Origin of the sequence: Microbacterium sp. zg.Y1084 (assembly GCF_024623595.1) — a bacterium.
GTDB classification, from domain to species: Bacteria; Actinomycetota; Actinomycetes; order Actinomycetales; family Microbacteriaceae; genus Microbacterium; species Microbacterium wangruii.
On the sequence record NZ_JANJGV010000006.1, the window covers coordinates 51,709 to 73,027 of the forward strand.

Annotated in this window: 24 protein-coding genes; 10 read left to right on the forward strand and 14 right to left on the reverse strand. The window is 72.0% G+C overall.

What is annotated here, in order from left to right; genetic code table 11:
• The first annotated feature begins 6 nt into the window (after positions 1-6).
• Entirely contained in the window at positions 7-843 is an 837-nt protein-coding gene (locus tag NQ165_RS09210) for a UbiA family prenyltransferase (protein WP_257532846.1), read from the forward strand.
• A gap of 79 nt (positions 844-922) precedes the next feature.
• On the opposite strand, the gene NQ165_RS09215 is transcribed toward NQ165_RS09210, so the two are convergent.
• From NQ165_RS09215 to NQ165_RS09230, 4 genes are all read right to left on the reverse strand, one after another.
• On the reverse strand, positions 923-2,071 hold the full coding sequence (locus NQ165_RS09215; RefSeq protein WP_257532848.1) for an NAD(P)/FAD-dependent oxidoreductase: 1,149 nt from the start codon (positions 2,069-2,071) through the stop codon (positions 923-925).
• Complete coding sequence (locus NQ165_RS09220) at positions 2,064-2,765, reverse strand: methyltransferase domain-containing protein (RefSeq protein WP_257532850.1); 702 nt, start codon at positions 2,763-2,765, stop codon at positions 2,064-2,066. Before NQ165_RS09220 ends, NQ165_RS09215 begins: the two co-directional genes overlap by 8 nt.
• Entirely contained in the window at positions 2,762-3,883 is a 1,122-nt protein-coding gene (locus tag NQ165_RS09225) for a type III polyketide synthase (protein WP_257532853.1), read from the reverse strand. Before NQ165_RS09225 ends, NQ165_RS09220 begins: the two co-directional genes overlap by 4 nt.
• Positions 3,884-3,999: 116 nt before the next feature.
• Entirely contained in the window at positions 4,000-4,572 is a 573-nt protein-coding gene (locus tag NQ165_RS09230) for a nitroreductase family protein (protein WP_257533139.1), read from the reverse strand.
• Positions 4,573-4,756: 184 nt separating this feature from the next.
• Here NQ165_RS09230 and rraA point away from each other — a divergent pair, with 184 nt between their 5' ends.
• Both rraA and NQ165_RS09240 read left to right on the forward strand, forming a co-directional pair.
• Positions 4,757-5,224 carry a ribonuclease E activity regulator RraA gene (gene rraA, locus NQ165_RS09235; RefSeq protein ID WP_257532855.1) on the forward strand — a complete coding sequence of 156 codons (468 nt, stop codon included), beginning with the start codon at positions 4,757-4,759 and terminating at the stop codon, positions 5,222-5,224.
• A 72-nt stretch (positions 5,225-5,296) separates the two neighbouring features.
• Positions 5,297-5,680, forward strand: a complete 384-nt coding sequence (locus tag NQ165_RS09240; RefSeq protein WP_257532857.1) for a VOC family protein — start codon at positions 5,297-5,299, stop codon at positions 5,678-5,680.
• Positions 5,681-5,756: 76 nt separating this feature from the next.
• Here the strand turns inward: NQ165_RS09240 and NQ165_RS09245 are convergent, their stop codons facing one another.
• Together NQ165_RS09245 and NQ165_RS09250 are read right to left on the reverse strand one after the other, a co-directional pair.
• On the reverse strand, positions 5,757-6,848 hold the full coding sequence (locus NQ165_RS09245; RefSeq protein ID WP_257532859.1) for an ABC transporter permease: 1,092 nt from the start codon (positions 6,846-6,848) through the stop codon (positions 5,757-5,759).
• The gene (locus NQ165_RS09250) at positions 6,845-7,729 is read right to left on the reverse strand and encodes an ABC transporter ATP-binding protein (RefSeq protein ID WP_257532861.1); all 885 of its coding nucleotides are present in this window, start codon (positions 7,727-7,729) and stop codon (positions 6,845-6,847) included. The genes NQ165_RS09245 and NQ165_RS09250 overlap by 4 nt, the downstream gene beginning before the upstream one ends.
• Positions 7,730-7,962: 233 nt before the next feature.
• On the opposite strand from NQ165_RS09250, the gene NQ165_RS09255 reads away from it, so the two are divergent.
• On the forward strand, positions 7,963-8,532 hold the full coding sequence (locus NQ165_RS09255) for an NADPH-dependent FMN reductase (protein ID WP_257532863.1): 570 nt from the start codon (positions 7,963-7,965) through the stop codon (positions 8,530-8,532).
• Between the two features lie 57 nt (positions 8,533-8,589).
• Here the strand turns inward: NQ165_RS09255 and NQ165_RS09260 are convergent, their stop codons facing one another.
• Entirely contained in the window at positions 8,590-9,303 is a 714-nt protein-coding gene (locus tag NQ165_RS09260) for a response regulator transcription factor (protein ID WP_257532866.1), read from the reverse strand.
• The gene (locus NQ165_RS09265; protein ID WP_257532867.1) at positions 9,300-10,565 is read right to left on the reverse strand and encodes a sensor histidine kinase; all 1,266 of its coding nucleotides are present in this window, start codon (positions 10,563-10,565) and stop codon (positions 9,300-9,302) included. The genes NQ165_RS09260 and NQ165_RS09265 overlap by 4 nt, the downstream gene beginning before the upstream one ends.
• Positions 10,566-10,710: 145 nt before the next feature.
• Between NQ165_RS09265 and NQ165_RS09270 the strand changes: the two genes are divergently transcribed.
• The 3 genes from NQ165_RS09270 to NQ165_RS09280 are packed head-to-tail and all read left to right on the forward strand — an operon-like array spanning position 10,711 to position 12,518.
• Positions 10,711-11,145, forward strand: coding sequence for a VOC family protein (locus NQ165_RS09270; RefSeq protein WP_257532869.1), 435 nt, complete (start codon positions 10,711-10,713; stop codon positions 11,143-11,145).
• Positions 11,146-11,883 (forward strand): helix-turn-helix domain-containing protein, encoded by a 738-nt coding sequence (locus NQ165_RS09275; protein WP_257532871.1) that lies wholly within the window; start codon positions 11,146-11,148, stop codon positions 11,881-11,883.
• A gap of 20 nt (positions 11,884-11,903) precedes the next feature.
• Complete coding sequence (locus NQ165_RS09280) at positions 11,904-12,518, forward strand: dihydrofolate reductase family protein (protein ID WP_257532873.1); 615 nt, start codon at positions 11,904-11,906, stop codon at positions 12,516-12,518.
• 45 nt (positions 12,519-12,563) lie between these two features.
• On the opposite strand, the gene NQ165_RS09285 is transcribed toward NQ165_RS09280, so the two are convergent.
• A complete protein-coding gene (locus tag NQ165_RS09285) occupies positions 12,564-13,409 on the reverse strand; it encodes an exodeoxyribonuclease III (RefSeq protein WP_257532875.1) in 846 nt (281 codons plus the stop codon).
• Between the two features lie 92 nt (positions 13,410-13,501).
• Between NQ165_RS09285 and NQ165_RS09290 the strand changes: the two genes are divergently transcribed.
• A complete protein-coding gene (locus NQ165_RS09290; RefSeq protein ID WP_257532877.1) occupies positions 13,502-14,347 on the forward strand; it encodes an NAD(P)-dependent oxidoreductase in 846 nt (281 codons plus the stop codon).
• Positions 14,348-14,364: 17 nt separating this feature from the next.
• Here NQ165_RS09290 and pntB read toward each other — a convergent pair whose 3' ends face one another.
• Both pntB and NQ165_RS09300 read right to left on the reverse strand, forming a co-directional pair.
• Positions 14,365-15,768, reverse strand: a complete 1,404-nt coding sequence (gene pntB, locus NQ165_RS09295; protein WP_257532879.1) for a Re/Si-specific NAD(P)(+) transhydrogenase subunit beta — start codon at positions 15,766-15,768, stop codon at positions 14,365-14,367.
• Positions 15,765-17,306 carry a Re/Si-specific NAD(P)(+) transhydrogenase subunit alpha gene (locus NQ165_RS09300; RefSeq protein ID WP_257532881.1) on the reverse strand — a complete coding sequence of 514 codons (1,542 nt, stop codon included), beginning with the start codon at positions 17,304-17,306 and terminating at the stop codon, positions 15,765-15,767. Before NQ165_RS09300 ends, pntB begins: the two co-directional genes overlap by 4 nt.
• 190 nt (positions 17,307-17,496) lie before the next feature.
• On the opposite strand from NQ165_RS09300, the gene pyrE reads away from it, so the two are divergent.
• Positions 17,497-18,075: an orotate phosphoribosyltransferase gene (gene pyrE, locus NQ165_RS09305; protein ID WP_257532883.1), complete on the forward strand. Its 579-nt coding sequence runs from the start codon at positions 17,497-17,499 to the stop codon at positions 18,073-18,075.
• A 149-nt stretch (positions 18,076-18,224) separates the two neighbouring features.
• On the opposite strand, the gene NQ165_RS09310 is transcribed toward pyrE, so the two are convergent.
• On the reverse strand, positions 18,225-18,797 hold the full coding sequence (locus tag NQ165_RS09310; RefSeq protein WP_257532885.1) for a YdeI family protein: 573 nt from the start codon (positions 18,795-18,797) through the stop codon (positions 18,225-18,227).
• Positions 18,797-19,606: an HAD-IIA family hydrolase gene (locus NQ165_RS09315; RefSeq protein ID WP_257532887.1), complete on the reverse strand. Its 810-nt coding sequence runs from the start codon at positions 19,604-19,606 to the stop codon at positions 18,797-18,799. The genes NQ165_RS09310 and NQ165_RS09315 overlap by 1 nt, the downstream gene beginning before the upstream one ends.
• A gap of 41 nt (positions 19,607-19,647) precedes the next feature.
• On the opposite strand from NQ165_RS09315, the gene NQ165_RS09320 reads away from it, so the two are divergent.
• Entirely contained in the window at positions 19,648-20,622 is a 975-nt protein-coding gene (locus tag NQ165_RS09320) for an SDR family NAD(P)-dependent oxidoreductase (protein WP_257532890.1), read from the forward strand.
• Positions 20,623-20,644: 22 nt separating this feature from the next.
• Here NQ165_RS09320 and NQ165_RS09325 read toward each other — a convergent pair whose 3' ends face one another.
• On the reverse strand, positions 20,645-21,295 hold the full coding sequence (locus NQ165_RS09325) for a metal-dependent transcriptional regulator (RefSeq protein WP_257532892.1): 651 nt from the start codon (positions 21,293-21,295) through the stop codon (positions 20,645-20,647).
• Between the last annotated feature and the right edge of the window lie 24 nt (positions 21,296-21,319).

A 21,319-nucleotide genomic window follows, 5' to 3' on the forward strand; every position in this document is an offset into this window, starting at 1 on the left:
CGAGGCGTGAGGACGATCCGGGCACTGTGGGGCGCTTCGCACCCCGGCCCGTCGGTCGTCGTCACGGTGCTCGCCGTGGCCCTCGGCATCGCCGCCGGGCTCGAACCCTGGCGCGTCGTGCTGCTGGGGGCCGCCGTCTTCTGCGGTCAGCTGTCGGTGGGCATCTCCAACGACGCCATCGACCACGAGCGCGACCGCAGCGTCGGGCGCACCGACAAACCCCTCGTGCGGGGGGAGGTGAGCGCGCGCACCGCGTGGATCGCCGCCATCGCGAGTGTCGCGGCGGCTCTCGTGCTCTCGGCTCCGCTGGGGGCGGGCATGCTCGCCGCCCACGCGATCGCCCTCGCCTCGGCGTGGTCGTACAACGCCGGGCTGAAGTCGACCCCGGTGTCGATCGTGCCCTTCGTGGTCAGCTTCGGCGTCTTCCCGTCGCTCGCGACCCTCTCCGCCGACCCGCCCGCGCTCGCCGCCTGGTGGGCCTGGGTCGCCGGCGGGGCGCTCGGCGCCGCCGTGCACCTGACCAACGTGCTGCCCGACCTCGAGGACGACCGCCGCACCGGCGTGCGGGGCTTCGCGCACCGACTGGGCGCGCGCCCCGCCGCCGCGCTGGCCGGCATCGCCGTGCTCATCGGCGCCGGAGCGGTGCTGTGGGGCGCGGTGGATGCCGGCCCCCTGGGCGCCGTGGCCTGGATCCTCTTCGCGGTGGTCGCCGCGCTCGCGCTGGCGACGGTCGTCCGGGTGATCGTGCGGCCGCCCGATCGCATCGTGTTCCGCCTGGTGATGGTCGCCGCGCTGCTGCTCGCCGTGCAGCTGGTTGCGACGCCCGGCACCCTCGCCTCCTGACCGCGCGGGTGTTCGCGGCTGTGATCCACTACGCGCGCCGGCGAGCGAGCGCCCACCCGCGGGGGATGAGCCGCTGCCGTCAGTTCGCCGCGTCGAAGCCCATCGCGTAGGCGTGCGCGAACAGTGGGCCGCCCACCGCGAGCGCCGCCCGCATCACCTGCGCCCGCACCGCGTGCGTGGTGGCGTCGACCGGCCGGCCGAGCCGGGTGTTGGCCGCCGCCAGCCGCGCCGCCCATCTCGCCGAGCGCACGCGGTCACGCTCCCACCGCGCAAGCTCCGGCTCGGGGGCGGCGCCCTCCCGCAGCCAGCGCATGAGCAGCGGCGCGAGCCCGGCGGCATCCAGCAGGCCGAGGTTCATCCCCTGGCCGCCGATCGGACTGACTTCGTGCGCGGTGTCGCCGATTGCGAAGACGCGGCCCCGCCGCAGCTGCGGTGCGACCACCCGCCGCACGCGGAACGCGGTCGCCGCCGTGACCGCCTCGGCGCCGGCGTGCTCCCCGCGCCGCCGCAGCGCCGTCTGCAGCCGCGCCAGTCGCGCCGCATCGTCGGTCGGGTCGGCGTCGCCGCCGTCGGAATCCCAGGCGACGAACCGTCGCCGCCCGCCGGGCAGCGGGAAGGACTCGAGCACGCCGGGCTCGTCCAGGTGCACGACCGCGAGCTCGGCGTCGGCGCGCGGCGGCAGGGTCGCATCCGACATGAGGTAGCGGTCGGGGTAGGCCGTCGTGGGCACCGCGCCTGCGCGGTACACGAGCGGCCGCGCCCCCGCTCCGCCGGCGAGCACGACCAGGGATGCCGACTCAGCCAGGAAGGCGTCGGCCTCCCGGCCCTGCACGCGCACCATGTCGGGTCCGCGGCGGATGCCGGTGACGTCGACGCCGCGGCGGACGGCGGGGGCGTGTACCGCGAGTGCTGCCTCGGTCTGCGGCTGGGGGAGGGTGGCGACATACGGATGCCGGCGGTTCAGCCGGTCGAACCGCACGACACCCAGCAGCCGCCCGTCGCTGCGGGCCTCTCCGCGTCGCACGCGCACCGCGTCCTGGAGGATGCGCTCGGTTGCGCCTCCGGCTTCGAGCGCGGCCAGCACGGGCGCGTGCAGGCCGATGGCGCGGGTGCCGCCCCCCGGCTCCGGCCGGCGGTCCCACAGGGTGACGTCGACGTGGAGGCGGGCCAGCTCCGAGGCGAGGAAGGTGCCGACCGGGCCGGCCCCGACGATCAGGACCTCAGGCATGACCCTGCCCCCGCGCGAGCAGGCGGAAGGGAGCGGGCGTCTCGACCTGCCATCCCGGGTGCCCGACGGCGAGTGCCCGTTGCAGCTCGTCAGCCCGGTAGCTGCGCCGGATCGAGCGCAACCCATCGGTGCGCAGGAACGTGCCGGGCGCGAGCGGCGTGATCCCGACGGCGTAGAGGCCGTAGGCCAGGCGGTCACGGGCGATGTCGGCGTGCAGCACGGGGCCGGTGGACAGGGCGAGCGAATCAGCCGCGAACCCGGCCAGCTCGGCCGCGCTCAGGTGATGGAGCACGTGGTTGGACACCACCGCGTCGAACCGCTCCCCCTCGGCGCGCAGCACCGTCGAATCGGTGCAGCGGAAGCCCACGTCGTCACGTGCCCGCTCGCGGGCGACCGCGTGGGCGCGCAGGTCGGGGTCGGCGCCGAGCCACCGCACGTCCAGGCCGTCGCGCCGGGCGAGCTGTGCGAGTCGCACCACCAGATCGCCGCCTCCGGAGCCGAGGTCCAGCACGCGTGCCGGGCGCCCGAGCGCGGCGAGGTGCGGGCGCAGATGGTCGCGGTAGACGCGGCCCCAGCCCGAGACGAGTCGGTTGACGGCGCCGAATCGGCGGAGCGTGGCATGCAGTCGTGCCGGGTCGCACTCCGGATCGTCCATCAGTTCGCGCAACGCCACGTCGCGCTCGCCCAGGTTCACGCCGTGTCTGCCGTGCGGCGGTTGACGAGGACCGATTCCACCGTCAACCCCGGGCCGAACGCGAGCGTCGCGATGCGCTGCGCGTCGGGACGCTCGCCGTCCCCGGTGCCGTTGAGGAACTCGCGAAGGATGAACAGGATCGTGGCGCTGGACATGTTGCCGTAGTCGCGCAGGATGCGTCGGGAGACCTCCAGCGCGGATGCCGGGAGCCCCAGCCCGGTCTCGACGCGGTCCAGCACACTGCGGCCGCCGGGGTGCACTGCCCACGCATCCACCTCGTCGTCTCCGAGGAAGCGGGCGACGGCGCCGCGGATCTCACGGCCGATGATGCGGGGCACCTCGGCGGAGAGGACCATCTCGAATCCCTCGTCGCCGATGGTCCACGCCATGTCCTGTTCGCCGTCGTCGGTCACGGCGGTGCCGAACCTCTCGAGCTCCAGCCACTGCGCGCCGCGCAGCGACGGGTCGGCGCTGACGACCGCTGCGGCGGCGCCGTCGGCGAACACCGACGAGGAGACGATCTGCTGCGGGTCGTCCGAGACCCGGAAGTGCAGCGTGCACAGTTCAGCGCACACGACCAGCACGACCGCTTTCGGGTCGCCGGCGCAGATGCGCGCCGCCGTGCGCAGGCCAGGGAGGGCGGCCGCGCAGCCCACGAAGCCGAGATGGTAGCGCTCGACCGTGACCGGCAGGCCGAGATCGCGCACCAGGCGGTAGTCCGGCCCGGGGGCGAACAGGCCCGTGCACGACACGGTCACCACGTGCGTCACCTGGTCGGGGGCGATGCCGGCGCCGCGAATGGCGGCATCCGCCGCTGCGGCGAACAGGGGAGGGGCCTGGCGGATGTACTCGTCGTTGCGGGCGCCGGTGGACGGCGACAGGATGCGACCGGTCTCGTCGATCACGGGGATGCCGGAGGGCGTCTCCGGCGGTTCGCCCGAGAACTCCGCCAGCACGGTGTGGCGGCTCTCGATGCCCGACGCGTCGAACGCGGCGCCGATGAGACGCTGCGTGAGCCGGCTGGCGCCGGGCTGGGCGACGAACAGGTCGCGCACCTGTCGCTGATCCAGCCGGGTCGGCGGGACTGCTGTGCCGATCGACAGGACGCAGGTGACCATGCTTCACGATATCCAGGCGGAGGCCCCGGTGGGTCGGACTGGTGCGCCCGGCGTGGGCCGTCTACAGTGTGCGCCCCGCCGCGCCGTCGCCGTCGCGAGGGTAGGAGGCGGGGCGATCAGGCGTCGACGGCGAGCAGCTCCGTCAGCGGCAGGCGCACGCGCGGTGCGTTCTCGCGCTCGCGCAGCGCCTCGGGCGCGGCGGCGACGTCGCCCAGCGTGCCGACCGCCATGACGGTGACCGGCATCAGATCGGAGTCCAGGTCGAAGGCCGCCGCGAGCGCGTCGCGGTCGAAACCGCCCATCTGGTGGGTGTGCAGGCCGGAGGCGTGGGCCTGCACCGTGAAGTGCGCGGCTGCCTGGCCGGTGTCGTAAGCGGCCCAGGCGAGGGGCGTGCCGTCGTGGCTGGTGGCGGCGGCGAAGACGACCAGCGCGGATGCCGCAGCCGCCCAGGCCTGGTTGAAGCCCATGAGGGTGGCCACGACGGCGTCGTGCGCGGCGGTGCCGCGACGGGCGACGATGAAGCGCCACGGCTGGGAGTTGTTGGCCGACGGCGCCCAGCGTGCGGCTTCGAGCGCGCTGGCGAGGGCCGCCTCGTCGATGGGTGCCTCGGCGTCGAAGACCCGGGTGCTCCATCGGGAGGCGAGCACATCGAGGATGGGGGCGTCGGTGGTGGCGGTGCGGTCGAGCATGTCGGTCATGTGATGGTTCCAGAGCTAGGGGGACTTCGGGGACACCATCGGCCCGCTGCATTCAACGATAATCGCCCTCCCCGGGGGTCCCGACGCGCCCCGCGCCACGGCCGCAACCGTGAAGACCCGCACGAACCCGCGAAGACGCACGCGGCGGATGCGGGGCGGGCGTTAGCGTGGCGGGATGACCATCGCGACCGCAGACCTCTACGACCAGCGCGGCGACGAGCTCGACTCCGTCGCCCTCCAATTCCACGACTTCGGCGGGCACACCGCCTTCGACGGCCCGGTGCGCACCATCCGCTGCCACCGCGACAACGCCCTCGTGAAGCAGACGCTCGCCACCCCCGGCGACGGTGCCGTGCTCGTCATCGACGGTGCGGGCTCGCTCGAATCGGCCCTCGTGGGCGACCGCATCGCGGCATCCGCCGTCGAGAACGGCTGGGCCGGCCTCATCGTGCACGGTGCCGTGCGCGACCGCGAGGCGCTGGCTGCGCTGCCGATCGGCGTCAAGGCGCTCGGTTCGAACCCGCGCACGAGCGCGAAGATGGGCGTCGGCGAGATCGACGTGCACGTGACGATCGCGGGCATCGTCTTCGCCACCGGCAAGCACGTCTGGGCCGACGCCGACGGCGTGCTCGTCGAGCGCTGACGCGCCGCCCCTCTCGACAGGTGGCCGCCGCGAGCGCATGCTGGCGGCACCACCCGATGACAGGAGCAAGTTGTGCTCAGAGACGCTCCCAGCTTCAGCGGCTTCTCGGTGGACGACATCGACGCCGCCCTCGCCTTCTACCGCGACACCCTCGGCCTCGACGCGTCGCTCGGTGAGATGGGCATCGTCCACCTCCATCTGGCCGGCGGCGGTCAGGCGATCGCGTACCCCAAGCGCGACCATGAGCCGGCGACGTTCACGATCCTCAACTTCGTCGTCGACGACGTGGATGCCGCGGTCGACGACCTGCAGCAGCGCGGCGTCGAGACGAAGATCTACAGCGACCCCGACTTCGGCACCGATGAGCGGGGCATCGCGCGCGGCAACGGCGGCCCGGCGATCGCGTGGTTCCGCGATCCCGCCGGCAACGTGCTGAGCGTGCTCGAGGACGGCTGACACGACGGATGCCGCGACCCGGCCGATCGGCCCAGGTCGCGGCATCCGCCGCTGCGTCGTGAGGCTGGGCAGGGTGTCAGCCCTTCAGCGCCTCCTTGAGGTGCACGCGGGCGCCCATCCGCAGGATCGAGTTCTCGTAGATCTTGGCGCCCACCCAGATCGCGCCGACGCAGGTGATGAGCAGGATCACCAGCGACACGAGCGGCTCCCACCACTGCGCGTCGCCGAAGAAGATGCGCACCGGCATCCCGACGGGGGCGGAGAACGGCACGTACGACATGATCGTCATGACGGTGGGGTTGTCGTTGAAGAAGATCGCCAAGAAGTACGGCGCCATGACGAGGAAGGTCAGCGGCGTCGTGGTGGAGCCGATGTCCTCCTGCCGCGAGACCATCGCGGCGGCCGCGGCGAACAGCGACGCGAGCAGCACGAAGCCGAAGAGGAAGAACACCGCGAACCACACCAGCGGCGCGCCCAGGCCCGACAGCAGCTCCGCCTGCCCGGTGACGGTCAGGCCCACCACGGAGACCGCCGCCAGGCCGATGATCTGCCCCATCGCGAGCACCGTGTTTCCGACGACCTTGCCGGCCAGCAGGGCCCGGGTGGGGACGGCCGAGATCAGGAGCTCCACGACGCGCGTGGCCTTCTCTTCGACGACGCTCTGAGAGATCGTCGTGCCGAAGGTCAGCGCGGCCATGAAGAACACCGCGCCGAAGAGCAGCGAGATGATGTAGCGCAGCAGGCCGTCGGCGTCATCCGAATCGGTCTGCAGCAGTTCCACCGGCGGTGACGTGCTCAGCGCCGTCATCAGCCCGGAGGGCACGGAGTCGTCGCCGACGACGGTGAAGCCGAACCCGTCGCCTCCCGGCACGATCGCGGCATCCACCTCGCCCTCGCGGACGAGATCGCGGGCCTCATCGGCCGAGCCGACCTCCGTCGCGTCGACGATGGACTCCAGCGGTGCCACGACGGCAGCGGTGTCGGACGTGACGGCCACGGTGGTGCGGCTGTCCTGCTGGGCGGCGAACCCGCCCCAGACCACGCCGGCGAGGGCGATGAGGAACAGGATGCCGGTGGAGATGAGGAACGCCTTGCTGCGCAGCTTCGAGCCGATCTCACGCTCGGCGACGAGCCAGACGCTCTGGGCGAAGGAGGGTGCGGTGCTCACTGGATGACCTCCTTGAAGATCTGGGCGAGGGACGGATGCCGGGGGGCGAAGCTTGCCACGTCGCCCGCGGCGACGGCGCGCCGCAGCACCGTCTGCACGGTGGCGTCGGAGTCGGCGTCGAAGAGGGCGTAGCCCCCGTCGAACTCGAGCACGGTGATGCCCGGCTCCTCGCGCAGCCAGCCGGCATCGCCGGCGGAAACGAGTTCGAACCGGCGGGTGGAGTGGGCGGCGCGCAGGCCGTCGCGGGACCCGGCAGCGCGGATGGTGCCGCTGGCGATGATCACGAGGTCGTCGCACAGGCGCTCGACGACGTCGAGCTGGTGCGAGGAGAACAGCACCGCGGCGCCCTGGGCGGCGCGGGCCTGCAGCACGGCGGCGACGACGTCGACGGCCAGCGGGTCCAGGCCCGAGAACGGCTCGTCGAGGATCAGCACCTGGGGGTCGTGCACCAGCGCGGCGGCGATCTGCGCGCGCTGCTGGTTGCCGAGCGACAGGGTCTCGACGTTGTCGTTCAGCCGCTCGCCGAGGCCCAGCTCCTCGAGCAGGGCGGTCGCACGGGTGGTGGCATCCGCCTTCGAGAACCCGTGCAGGCGGGCGAGGTAGACGATGTGCTCGAGCACCTTCATCTTCGGGTACAGGCCGCGCTCTTCGGGCATGTACCCGAAGCGGCGCCGGTCGGCCGCGGTGACGGGCGCGCCGTCGAGGGTGACCGTGCCGGCATCCTTCGCCAGCACGCCCAGGATGATGCGCATGGTCGTGGTCTTGCCGGCGCCGTTGCCGCCGACGAAGCCGGTCAGTCGCCCGGGGGCGACGGTGAAGCCGACGTCGTCGAGCACACGGCGTCCGCCGTAGCTCTTGGTGATCCCGGTCAATTCGAGCATGAAGCTCCTCCTCCATCGATACTTCGACGGTACGCGCCGCGATGGCCGCGGACCTCCCCCTGCGGTCGGGTTCTGCGGGGGACGGCGGCCGCCGCCGTCTCCCCCTCGCGGGGGAGGGATGCGCTCAGCTGACACGGAGGTATATGCACTGGAATAGATCTCGCAGGCCTCCGGTTGGGGAGCCTGAAGGTCGCGGGCACCCCGTGGCCACCGAGACCTCAGGAGACACACCCATGACCGAGCGCACCATCGGCTACATCGTCGGCAGCATCTCGTCCACGTCGATCAACCGCCGCCTGGCGATGGCACTCGAGCACCTCGCGCCGCAGGACACCACCCTCGTGGAGATCCCGATCGCCGACCTGCCGTTCTTCTCCGTCGACATCGAGAACGACATGCCCCCGGCGGCGCGCGAGTTCAAGGACGCCATCGACCGCGTCGACGGCGTGATCATCGTCACGCCCGAGTACAGCCGCTCGATCCCCGGCGTGCTGAAGAACGCGCTGGACTGGGCGGCCCGCCCCTACGGGCAGGGCTCGTTCGACGGCAAGCCCACCGCCGTGATCGGCACCTCGGGCGGGGGCATCGCCACCGCCGCCGCGCAGCAGCACCTCAAGGCGATCCTGAGCCACTTCAACGCCCCGACGCTCGGCCAGCCCGAAGGCTACGTGCAGTCGACGCCCGGCCTGTTCACCGAAACCGGCGAGGTCACCAGCGACGAGACCGCGGCGTTCTTCACGGCGTACCTGAGCGCGTTCGTGGCGCTGATCGAGCGCTACGCGCCGGTGCCCGCCGCCGTCTGACGCTCTCGGACTCGTCCCCCGCCGGCCCCGGCGCGCGTGCCGGGGCCGGCGGAGACGTCAGACCAGCCCGTGGGTGTGGGCGTAGACGACGGCAGCCACGCGGTCGCGCGCCCCGAGCTTCTGCAGCACGTTCGACACGTGGGTCTTCACCGTGGCTTCGCCGATGAACAGCTGCTGCGCGATCTCGGCGTTGCTGCGGGCCGCGGCGACCAGCCGCAGCACCTCCGTCTCGCGCTCGGTGAGGTCGGGGTGCGCGGCGCGCGGCCGTGCCGCGGGGGACACGGCCACGGGCGCGTCGCCCCCGGTCGCGCCGTCGCCCGCCGCGCGCCCCTGCGCGCCGGCCGCGAAGCGAGCGATCACGCGCCGCGTGACCTCCGGCGCGAGAAGCGCGTCACCGGCCGCAGCCACCCGCACCGCGGTGACGAGCTCCTCCGGCCCCGCGTTCTTCAGCAGGAATCCGCTCGCCCCCGACTCCAGCGCCTGGAACAGGTAGTCATCGCGGTCGAAGGTGGTCACGATGACGACGGCCGCGCGCAGCGCGGCATCCGACACGATGCGTCGCGTGGCTTCGATTCCGTCCATGTCGGGCATCTGCACATCCATGCAGATGACGTCCGGCCGCAGGGCGGATGCCGCGGACACGGCCTCCACGCCCGTCGCCGCCTCACCCACCACCTCGATGTCGTCGGCGGCGTCAAGGATCATCCGGAACCCGGCACGCATGACCGCGTGGTCGTCGACGAGCAGCACGCGGGTCGCGGCGCGGCTCATGCGGGCACCGCCGCGCGCAACGGCATCCGCACCCGCACCAGGAACCCGCCCCGCGCGCGCGGACCGGCCTCGATCGTCCCGCCCGACGCCGCGGCGCGCTCGCGCATGCCGACGAGTCCGAGGCCGGGGCGGTCCGTGGTGCGCACGCGGCCGGTGTTGGTGATCTCGAGCTCGACCGCATCGTGGTCGTAGCGCAGGCGCACGTCGGCGGTGGCTGCGGGACCGCCGTGGCGGCGGGCGTTGGTGAGGGCCTCCTGTGCGATGCGGTAGAGGTTCACCTGCACGAGCTCCGACGGCTCGGTCGGCTCTCCGACGACGGTGAAGGTGGTGGGCAGGCCGTTCTCGCTCGCGTGCGCAGCGAGCTCGGCGATGGCCGACAGCCGCAGCGTGGAGGCGCCGGGGCTCTCGGCATCGGGCGTGCGCAAGGTCTCCAGCAGCTGGCGCAGCTCGTCCAGCGCAGACCGCGCCGACGCTTCGACCCCGCCGAGCGCGGCGCGTGCGGCATGGGGGTCGCGCTCCAGCACCATCCGCGCCGCGCCGGCCTGCACTCCCATCGCCGAGACGTGGTGGGCGACGACATCGTGCAGTTCGCGCGCAATGCGCACCCGGTCGAGCGCGACGGCCTGCGCCGCGGTCAGCTCGCGCTCGCGTTCGAGTTCGGCGGTGCGCTGCTGCAGGGCCGCCCACGCGAGGGCGGTGGTGTAGGCGCGGTCGCCCAGATAGTAGGCACCACCGAAGTACACGACGTTCACGATGAACTGGATCACCATGTACGCGGCCATCGGCGAGAACGCACCGTCGGCGGAGAGGCCGTCGGGCGACGGCTCGGTGGCGGTCTGGAACATCGTCACGAGCAGCCAGATGAACATCGCGGCCACCGTGGCCACGCGCACGATGGTCGCCCGACGGCGATCGTCGACCCAGGCGCCGACGGTGTACATCGCCACGAAGAGGGCGACCTGGCCGACATAGAGGTCGGGGATGCGGAAGGTCGCGCCGGCGAAGAAGGCGACCGCGACGACGATCAGCACGGCCTCGGGGTAACGGCGGCGCAGCGCCAGTGGCAGGGTGGCCGCCGCCGAGTACAGCAGCGCCCAGCCGAGCCCGGGGGTGTCGCCGCCGAAGAACCCGGCGACCTGGCCGAGCCACGAGCTGATGACGGCGCCGACGAGCAGGCAAACGGCGAGCCAGACGTCGACGCGCAGCTGGGCATCGGTGGGTGGGTGCCGGCGGGGCGGGGCGGCGGTCGGGGTCGTGCTCATCGTTCCACGGTAGGGGCGGGCGGGACCGCGGACATCCCCCGCCGGACGGATTTCGCAACCTTGCACCGGGGGCTCTTGACCCTCTACTTGCTTTTTGCAAGCATGAGGCATCCGCCCACCGCGGCGGCTTGCAAGGGAGCACGCCATGACCGACATCTTCGTCAATCTGCCCACGGCCGACCTCGACCGCTGCAAGGCCTTCTACACCGCGCTGGGAGCGGAGATCAATCCGATGTTCACGGACGAGAACGCCGCCTGTGTCGCGTGGGGGGATGGCGTCTACTTCATGATGCTCACCCGGGAGTTCTTCGCGACCTTCACCCCCAAGCCGGTGGCCGATCCAGCGGCGACGGCGCAGGTGATGGTGGGGCTCAGCCGGGCGTCGAACGACGACGTGGATGCCGTGATGGCCACGGGCCTGGCGGCCGGCGGCACCGAGCCCCGCGAGCCGGAGAACCTCGGGTTCATGTACTCGCGGGACCTGGAAGACCCCGACGGCAACGTACTGAGCTTCTTCTACATGGACCCCGTCGCCGCGGAGCAGGGTCCGGAAGCGTTCGCGGACCAGGCGCGGTCGTAGGTGGCCGCGCGAAGCTACGGCCAGTACTGCGGCGTCACCACCGCCGCCGAGTTGATCGGCGAGCGGTGGGCGTTGCTGATCGTCCGCGACCTGCTGGTGGGGCCGCGCCGGTACACCGACCTCAAGGCCGGTCTGCCGCGGATTCCCACGAACATCCTCGCGGCCCGTCTGAAGGAGCTTCAGGATGCCGGTGTGGTGCGGCGCGTGCCGCTGTCGCACCGCGGGCTGGTGTACGACCTCACCGCGTACGGCCGCGAGCTCGAGCCCATCGTGCTGGCGCTCGGGCGCTGGGGGTTCGTGGCGATGGGCGAGCCGGAGCCTGACGACATCGTCACCGCCGACTCGTTGACCATCGCGCTGCGCACGGCATTCCGTCCGGATGCCGCCGCCGCCCTGCCCTCGACCGGATACGACCTGCACATCGGAGAGGTGGGCCTGCGTGCACGGGTGGACGGCGCCGCACTCGCGGTGCGGCGGCTGGACGCGGGTGCGTTCCCCTCGAGCGCGGAGGGCGCGGAGGGCGCGGAGGGCGCGGAGGGTGCAGCGGATGAGCACGGTGCGGGAGGCGCGGATGCCGTGATCGTCGCCGGGCCGGCGATCCGCGAGATCATCTCCGGGGAGCTGCGCCCCGACGACGCGATCGCCCGCGGCGTGGTGCGCGTGCCACGGGGCGATGTCGCGCTCCTCGGCCGGTTCGCCCGGACGTTCCACATCGACCCCGCCGCTGCCGCGGCATGACGCGAACGAAGGGACTCCCCATGTCGGGCGTGATCCATATCGACCTGTTCACCTCGCTCGACGGTGTCGCGCAGTCACCCGGGAGCCGCGCGGAAGACCCGGACGACGGGTTCGCCTACGGCGGCTGGCAGGCCCCCGTGGATGACGATGCGGTCGGCGAGCGGGTGATGGCCGGCATCCGACGCCTCGACGCCCTGCTGCTGGGGCGCCGCACCTACGAGATCTTCGCGGGGTACTGGCCGCAGTACGAGGGACCGGCGGCGGAGATCGCCGAGCGGTTCACCGCCGTGCCGAAGTACGTGGCGTCGCGGGGTGAGCCGCCGCTGCCGTGGGAGAACTCGCATCTGCTCGGTGCCGACCTCGCCGCCGAGGTCGCGGGGCTGCGGGAGCGCCACGAGGAGGTGCACGTGATCGGCAGCATCGACTTCGCTCGCAGCCTCGTGCAGGAGCGCTTGTTCGACGTGCTGAACCTGTGGGTGTATCCGCTGGTGCTCGGGCCGGGCAAGCGGCTGTTCCCGCCGGACGGGCCCGCGTTCGGGCTCACGCTGCTGGAGCCGCCGGTGGCGGGCCCGGCCGGCGCGCTGCTGCTGCGTTACGGCCCCGGCCCCGAGGTCGCCACCGCCGACATGGGCTGACGCCGCCGCCGAGCGGGCACGCGCGGCGGCGAGAGCGGTCTCGCGTCAGCCGAAGATCATCGGACGGTCGTCGTCGTCGTCGGGTGAAGCCAGGTCGAGGTCGACCACGACCGGCACGTGGTCGCTGGGGATCTCGCCCTTGCGCTCATCGCGGTGGATCGACGCTCCGGTGACCCGATCGGCGAAGGCGTGCGAGCCGAGGATGAAGTCGATGCGCATGCCCTGGTTGCGGGGGAAGCGCAGCTGCTTGTAGTCCCAGTAGGTGAACCCGGTGGGCACCAGCGGGCGCACCACGTCGATCATCCCGGCATCCTCGATGGCACGGAATGCCGCGCGCTCCGGCGGGGAGACGTGCGTCGAGATCCCCTCGACGACGGTGGGGTCGCCGTTGTCGGCATCCGTCGGGGCGATGTTGAAGTCGCCGACCATCGCGAGGGCGAGGTCGGGGTTCTCCGTGAGGCTCTCGCGGGCGTGCTGGGCGAGGGCACCCAGCCAGTCGAGCTTGTAGACGTAGTGCGGGTCGTCGAGCGATCGGCCGTTCGGCACGTAGAGGCTCCAGACCCGGATGCCGCCGATCGTGGCGCCGAGCGCACGTGCTTCCAGCGGCTGGTCGGGTCCTTCGTGGCCCTTCGCGAAGCCGGGCATGCCGGGGAACGAGGTCGCGACGTCTTCGATCGGCTCGCGGCTGGCGATCGCGACGCCGTTCCACTGGTTCAGGCCATGCGCGACGACGTGATAGCCGGCATCCTCGAACGCCTCGTAGGGGAATTGCTCGGGCTTGCACTTGATCTCCTGCATCGCGAGCACGTCGATGCCTTCGCGCACGGCGAAGTCGACGGTGCGCACGACGCGCGCCCGGATGGAGTTGACGTTCCAGGTGGCAAGCCGCATGTCCTCCACCCTACTTTCGCCGCCGGGTGGGTATTCGCTCTGCCGGGCTGCTCTTCGGGCCACTTCGGCTCAGACCGTGACAGGGTGATCACATGCGCATCGCCGTCACCGGGTCATCCGGCAAGCTGGGCCGAACCGTCGTCCGTGTCCTCCGTGAGGCGGGGCACACCGTGATCGGCCTGGATCAGGTCGGGCAGCGGGGGCCGGGCTTCGTGCAGGTCGACCTCACCGACTACGGGCAGGTCATCGACGCGCTGGCCGGGGTGAACGACCAGCACGACGGCATCGATGCCCTCGTGCACCTCGCCGCGGTGCCCGCGCCCGGCATCCGCACCGACGTCGCGACGTTCCACAACAACATCGCCGCGACCTTCAACGTCTTCTGGGCCGCCGTGCGGCTCGGCGTCGAGAAGATCGTCTACGCCTCGAGCGAGACGGTGCAGGGTCTCCCGTTCGATGCGCCGCCGCCGTACATCCCCGTCGACGAGGACTACCCCGCGCGGCCCGAGTCGGTCTATTCGCTCGTCAAGCATCTCGAAGAGCAGCTGGCGATCGAGCTGGTGCGGTGGCACCCGACGCTGTCGATCACGGCGCTGCGGTTCTCGAACGTCATGGACCCCGAGGACTACGCGGAATTCCCTTCGTTCGACGACGATGCCACGCTGCGCAAGTGGAACCTCTGGTCCTACATCGACGCCCGCGACGGCGCCCAGGCGGTGCTGCGCGCGCTCGAGAACGCGCCGGCGGGTTTCGACCGATTCCTCATCGCGGCAGCCGACACCGTGATGTCCCGTCCCGCGGCGGAGCTCGTGGCGGAGGTGTTCCCCGATGTGCCGGTGCGGGGTGAACTCGCACCGCACGCGTCGCTGTTCTCGACCGACAAGGCGCGCCGGCTGCTCGGCTATGAGCCCCAGCACTCCTGGCGCGACGAGGTCTAGCCCGCCGCGCCGCATACTCACTCGGCGTCCCGAAGGATGTCCTCCACTCGCTCCTTCGCGTCACCGAAGAGCATCTGCGTGTTCTCACGGTAGAACAGCGGGTTCTGCACTCCGGCGTAGCCGGCGGCCATCGACCGCTTGAAGACGATCACGTTCTCGGCCTCCCACACCCGCAGCACCGGCATCCCGGCGATCGGCGACGACGGGTCCTCGGCTGCGGCGGGGTTCACCGTGTCGTTCGCGCCGATCACCAGCACGACCGACGTCGAGGCGAAGTCATCGTTGATCTCGTCCATCTCCAGCACGATGTCGTACGGCACCTTCGCCTCGGCCAGCAGCACGTTCATGTGGCCGGGCAGTCGGCCGGCGACCGGGTGGATGCCGAAGCGCACGTCCACGCCCCGTTCGCGCAGCCGCCGGGCGAGGTCCGCCACCGGATACTGCGCCTGCGCGACGGCCATGCCGTATCCGGGGGTGATCACGACCGATGACGCCTCGCGCAGCATGTCCGCGACGGTCGCGGCATCCACCTCGCGATACTCGCCGTGGTCGACGTCTCCCGCGACGGGCCGCTCGATGCCGAACCCTCCGGCGATCACCGACAGGAACGACCGGTTCATCGCCTTGCACATGATGTACGACAGATACGCGCCCGACGACCCGACGAGGGCGCCCGTGACGATCAGCAGGTCGTTGTTCAGGAGGAACCCCGCCGCGGCGGCCGCCCAACCCGAGTAGCTGTTGAGCATCGAGACGACCACGGGCATGTCGCCCCCGCCGATGGATGCCACGAGGTGCCAGCCCAGCGCGAGCGCCAGCACGGTCACGGCCACCAGCAGCCACAGCTGCGGGGTGATCACGTACCAGGTCGTGAGGGCGACGAAAGCGACCAGCGCACCGACGTTGAGCGCGTTCTTGCCCGGCAGCATCAGCGGGCGCGACGACATGCGCGCCGACAGCTTCAGGAACGCCACGATCGATCCGGTGAAGGTGACGCCGCCGATGAACACGCCGATGAAGACCTCGGCATGGTGGATGTCGCGCAGCGCGCCGGACAGGCCGGGGTCGTGCAGGGCGCCGTTCCAGCCCACCAGCACCGCTGCGAGGCCCACGAAGGAGTGCAGCAGCGCGATCAGCTCGGGCATGCCGGTCATCTCCACCACGCGCGCCCGCCACAGCCCGATCGCCGCGCCGATCAGCACCGCCGCGGCCAGCAGCACCAGCCCGAGGGTCGCCTGCGGGTCGCCCCACGCATCCTGCACCGTCACCCAGGCGGTCGCCGCCAGCGCGATCACCATGCCGGCGATGCCGTAGCCGACGCCCGTGCGGGCCGTTTCGTGGGTGCTGAGACCGCGCAGGCTGAGCACGAACAGCACCGCCGCGACGAGGTAGGCGGCGGTGGCCACGGCGGCGGCGGTCATCGGTCACCCTTCGAGAACATGGCGAGCATGCGCCGCGTGACGGCGAACCCACCGAAGATGTTGACCGATGCCAGCAGCACGGCGACCGCGGCGAGGATCTGCACCGGCGGGTCGGGGGTCGTCACCTGCAGCATCGCGCCGACGATGATGATGCCCGAGATCGCGTTCGTCACGCTCATCAGCGGCGTATGCAGGGCGTGGTGCACCTTGCCGATCACGTAGAAGCCGACGATCACCGACAGCACCAGCACGGTGAGGTGCTGCGGCAGCGGAGCGGGTGCGATCGCCGACACGGCGAACAACGCGGCGATGCCGAGGGCGATCAGCCCGGTGCGGCCGGCCGGTGACAGGGTGCGCTTCTGGGCGGGTACGGGAGCCGCGGCATCCGTCGTCGCCGCCGGCGGTGCCGCCGACACCTGCACGGGGGGCGGTGGCCACGTCGACTCGCCGTCCTGCACCACCGTGATCGAGCGCTGCACGACGTCGTCGAGGTCGAGGACCAGCCGGCCGTCCTTGCCGGGGGTGAGCAGCTTCACCAGGTTCACGAGGTTCGTGCCGTAGAGCTGCGACGCCTGGGCGGGCAGGCGGGATGCCAGGTCGGAGTAGCCGAGGATGATCACACCGTTGTCGGTGACGACGCGCTCGCCGTCCACCGAGCCCTCGACGTTGCCGCCCTGCGCGGCGGCCATGTCCACGATGACACTGCCCGGCTTCATGCTCGCGACGTCGGCGGCGGTCAGCAGCCGCGGCGCCGCACGCCCCGGGATCAGCGCGGTCGTGATCACGATGTCCACCTCGCGCGCCTGTGCCGAGTACAGCGCCGCGGCGGCACGGTCGTACGCCTCGCTCGTCGCCGTGGCGTAGCCGTCGCTGGAGTCCATCTGCTCGTCGACGACCACGGGCAGATACTCGCCGCCGATCGAGCGCACCTGATCGGCGACCTCGGGGCGTGGATCGGTCGCGCGCACGATCGCGCCCAGCGACGACGCCGCGCCGATGGCGGCCAGACCCGCGACTCCGGCGCCGGCGATCAGCACTTTGGCGGGGGGAACCTTGCCGGCGGCGGTCACCTGGCCGGTGAAGAAGCGCCCGAACTCGTGCGCCGCCTCGACCACCGCGCGGTAGCCGGAGATGTTGGCCATGGAGCTGAGCACGTCCATCGACTGCGCGCGGGAGATGCGCGGCACGGCGTCGAGCGCGAGCGCGGTGATGCCACGCGTCTGCAGCGATGCGCGCACGTCGGGGCGCAGGGCCGGGGCGAGCAGTCCGATGAGCGTCGCCCCGTCGGCCAGCAGTGCCACTTCCTCCGGTGTCGGTGGATTCACCTTGAGCACGACGTCGGCGGCCCAGGCCGCGCGTCGGTCGACGATGCGCGCGCCGGCCTCGCGGTAGGCGGCATCCGGGAACGACGACGCGGCACCCGCGCCGGTCTCGACGATCACCTCGTACCCGAGCGCAGTCAGCTTCGCGACCGTCGCGGGTGTGGCGGCGACGCGGGCTTCACCCGCGTGCTCCGCGACGATCCCCATGGGCGTCATGCGCACTCCTGTGCTCGGGGCGGACGGCGCGCGCTCAGGCTTCGCCGCCGCGTTCGTACTGTCGATGATGACTCTAGGGGGAACGCAGACGGCGCTCCCCGCGCCGGGAAAGCAGGCCACCGCGTCGATGCCGCCGCGGGGCGGGCAGTGCGGGCGGGACGGGCCGGGCGGCATCCGTAGACTCGAAGCCATGACCGTCGCCTCCACGCCCGCTCTCGAAGCCGACCGCCAGGCGCTCATCGCGCTGATCAAGGATGAGGCCGTCTTCCACGGCGACTTCACCCTCTCCAGCGGCAAGAAGGCCACGTACTACGTCGACATGCGCAAGCTCACGCTCGACCACCGCGCCGCGCCCGCGATCGGGCGCATCATGCTCGACCTGGTGCGCGACGTGGACGGCGTCGTGGCGGTGGGAGGGCTGACCCTCGGCGCCGACCCGATCGCCAACGCGATCATGCACGAGTCGGTGCACGCCGGCACGCCGCTGGACGCGTTCGTCGTGCGCAAGGAGCCGAAGGACCACGGTCGCGGCCGTCAGGTCGAGGGGGCCGACGTCGCCGGAAAGCGCGTCATCGTGGTCGAGGACACCTCAACGACCGGGCAGTCCGCGCTGAAGGCCGTCGAGGCGCTGCGTCGCGAGGGCGCCGAGCCGGTCGCGGTGGCCGTCATCGTCGACCGCAAGACCGGCGCGCAGGCTGCCGTCGAAGCGGCGGGCCTGCAGTGGCTGGCCGCCATCGACCTCGACGACCTGGGGCTGCAGCCGCAGTAGCCCGCCCGCCCGCGATCGGCGGCTCGCGCGCGAGCTGTCCCGTCAGTGGTCGCGCCCGCGCCCGCGGATGTACTGCACGACGAAGACGACCAGCGTGGTGGCGGTCATGGCCGCCGCAGACAGCAGCAACAGGGTCTGTTCGAACTCGTTCACGGGCGCCGTCCTTCCGCCGCGTCGGCCACGATCTTGGCGATGCGCATCGTCTTCGTCTCGGGCCGCTTGGCCATCGCCACCGCCGTCAGTCCCATCTTGCGCGCCGAGGCGGGAAAGGCGTCCCAGTTCGCCCGCGCCTGCGGAACCGCGTCGAGGGCCGCGGTGAGCTCGGGAGGCTCGATGCCCGCCTCCGGGCCGTCGAGCAGCTCCCACGCGCCGCTCGCCTTCGCCTCGGCGACGACCCGCCGCCCGGCCTCGGCCATCTCGCCGGAGGCTTCGAGCTGCGCCACCCGCGCCTTGTTCGTTGCCGCCCATCCGCTCCCGGGTCGTCGCGGCGAGTACCACTGCCCGATCGTCTCGTCGTCGTGGGGGCGCACGGTGCCGTCGATCCATCCGAAGCACAGCGCCTGGCGCACCGCGTCGTCGTAGCCCACGAGTTCCCGCACGACCCCCGCCCGCGGGCGCAGCAGCCACACGCCGCGCGCCGTGGCGTGGTGCTCCTCGAGCCAGGCCCGCCAGGCGGCGGCATCCGTCGCCCGCAGCGCCTCGGCGTCGTCGTGCACGCCCATCACAGCACCTCGGGAAGCTCGGTTTCGATCGGTTCGGACGTGAGGAGGTCGGCCACGGAGTCGAGGATCTCGTCGGGACGGAACGGGTAGCGCTCCACCTCGCTGCGGTCGCTGATGCCGGTGAGCACCAGCACGGAGTGCAGTCCGGCCTCGATCGCGGCGACGACGTCGGTGTCCATGCGGTCGCCGATCATGCCGGTCGACTCGGAGTGGGCGCCGATGCGGTTGAGCGCCGAGCGGAACATCATCGGGTTGGGCTTGCCGACCACGTACGGCTCGCGGCCGGTGGCCTTCGTGATGAGGGCCGCGAAAGCGCCGGTGGCCGGCACCACGCCGTAGGGGGTCGGGCCGGTGGCGTCGGGGTTGGTGACGATGAATCGCGCGCCGTTGTTGATGAACCGGATCGCCCTCGTGATGGCCTCGAACGAGTACTGCCTCGTCTCTCCCACCACCACGTAGTCGGGCTGGGTCTCGGTCATGATGTAGCCGGCCTCGTGCAACGCCGTCGTCAGCCCCGCCTCGCCGATGACGAACGCGCTGCCGCCGGGCAGCTGCGAGCGGAGGAAGTCCGCCGTCGCCAGCGCCGACGTCCAGATGCTCTCCTCTGGCACGTCCAGCCCCGACGCCCGCAGCCGTGCGCTGAGATCGCGCGGCGTGAAGATGGGATTGTTCGTCAGCACCAGGAACGGCGTGCCGGTGTCGCGCCACTGCGTCAGCAGCTCGGCGGCACCGGGGACCGGTCGGTTGTCGTGGACGAGCACGCCGTCCATGTCGGTCAGCCAGCAGTCGATGTCGGCGCGGGTCCGCATGTGGCCAGCCTATCGGCGGCTCTGCCCGTAGTCTCTGACGTGTGCCGCGACGCGATGACTGGGACCCCGAGCGCCTTCCCGACCTCGAGGGCCGCCGTTACCTGATCACCGGCTCCAATAAGGGGCTCGGGTTCTTCGCCGCGCTGCAGCTCGCCGGCGCCGGAGCGCAGGTGGTGATGACCGGGCGCAACCCGAATCGTCTCGCCGCGGCCAGGGCGGCACTGCTGCGGCTGGTGCCGCACGCCACCTCCGTCACCGTCGAGACGCTGCTGCTGGACACCAGCAACCTCGGCTCGGTGCGCGCCGCCGCAGCGACGGCCCGCGGCCGGCGCGGGCTCGACGGCCTGCTGCTGAACGCCGGCGTCGTGCATCCGCCGAAGACCCGCGAGCTGACCGCCGACGGCCACGAAGTGGTGCTGGCGACCAACGTGCTCGGCCACTTCTCGCTCGCCGGGGAGATGCTTCCCGCGCTCGCCGCCGCGGGCGGGCGCATGGTGTGGCTGGGAAGTATGGCCACCACGCTGTGGCCTTTCGACCCGGCCGACCCTGAGCTCGAGGAGGGGTACACCGGCTGGCGCGCGTACGTGCAGTCGAAGGTGATGACCACCGCCCTCGGCTTCGAAGCCGCTCGTCGGCTGAGCGCTGCGGGCGTGCCGGTGGGAAGCGTCGTCGCCCATCCCGGCTACGCCATCGGCGGCCGCACCCGCGGCATCCTCGGCGTGAACGAGCCCGACCGCGCCAAGCGGTTCACCGACAACCTGCAGGCGGCGTTCGCCCAGTCGAAGGAGCGCGGCGCCTGGCCGCTCGTGCGTGCGCTGGTCGATCCGCACGTGGAGAGCGGATCGTTCTGGGGTCCGGGAGCGGTGGTCCGCGGTGCACCGCGTGTGGCACGCGCGTCGAAGATCACCCGCGACACCGATCGTGCCGCACGACTGTGGGCGTTCTGCGAGACGGCCACGCGCGTTGCCTGGCCGTTCGACAAGGCCGCGCGCACGCGGCGCCGCAGCCGGGCCTGATCGGCCGTGCCCAGCCCGCCGGTCAGGCGGTGACCCAGATGGCGTCGTCGGCGCCCGCAGGCAGCGCGGTGGGCGCCGCGCCATCGATCGACACGGTGCCGTCACCGACCACCGTGACGGTGTGGCCGACGTCGAGCCCGGCCTCCTCGCACGCGCGCAGCAGCGCCGGGTCGCGGTCGCTCACCCGCAGCACCCGGCCTTCGTGGCCGGGGACCGCCTGGGCCAGCAGCACGAAGGGCTCGCGGTGCACGACGCCGTCGGCATCGGGAATGGCGTCGCCGTGCGGGTCGAAACGCGGGTGTCCGAGCCGCGCGGAGATGCCCTCGAGCAGGCGGTCGCTGATGGTGTGCTCGAGCACTTCGGCCTCGTCGTGCACCTCGTCCCAGGCGTAGCCGAACTCCCGCACCAGCCACGTCTCCACCAGGCGGTGCCGCCGGATCACCGCGGCCGCGCGGCGCGTGCCCTCGGGGGTGAGGGTGACCGGTCCGTACGGGCGGTGGCTGACCAGGCCCAGCGCGGCGAGCTTCTGCACCATCTCCGTGACGCTGGAGGGGGCGAGCCCCAACTCGGATGCCAGCCGCGACGGCGTCACCGGATCGGTCTGCCACTCGGTGTGGTGGTAGATCGTCTTGAGGTAGTCGTCGACGACGGGACGCGGGTCGGGTTTGGGCATGCGGGCCTCCGGGATCAGCGCTCC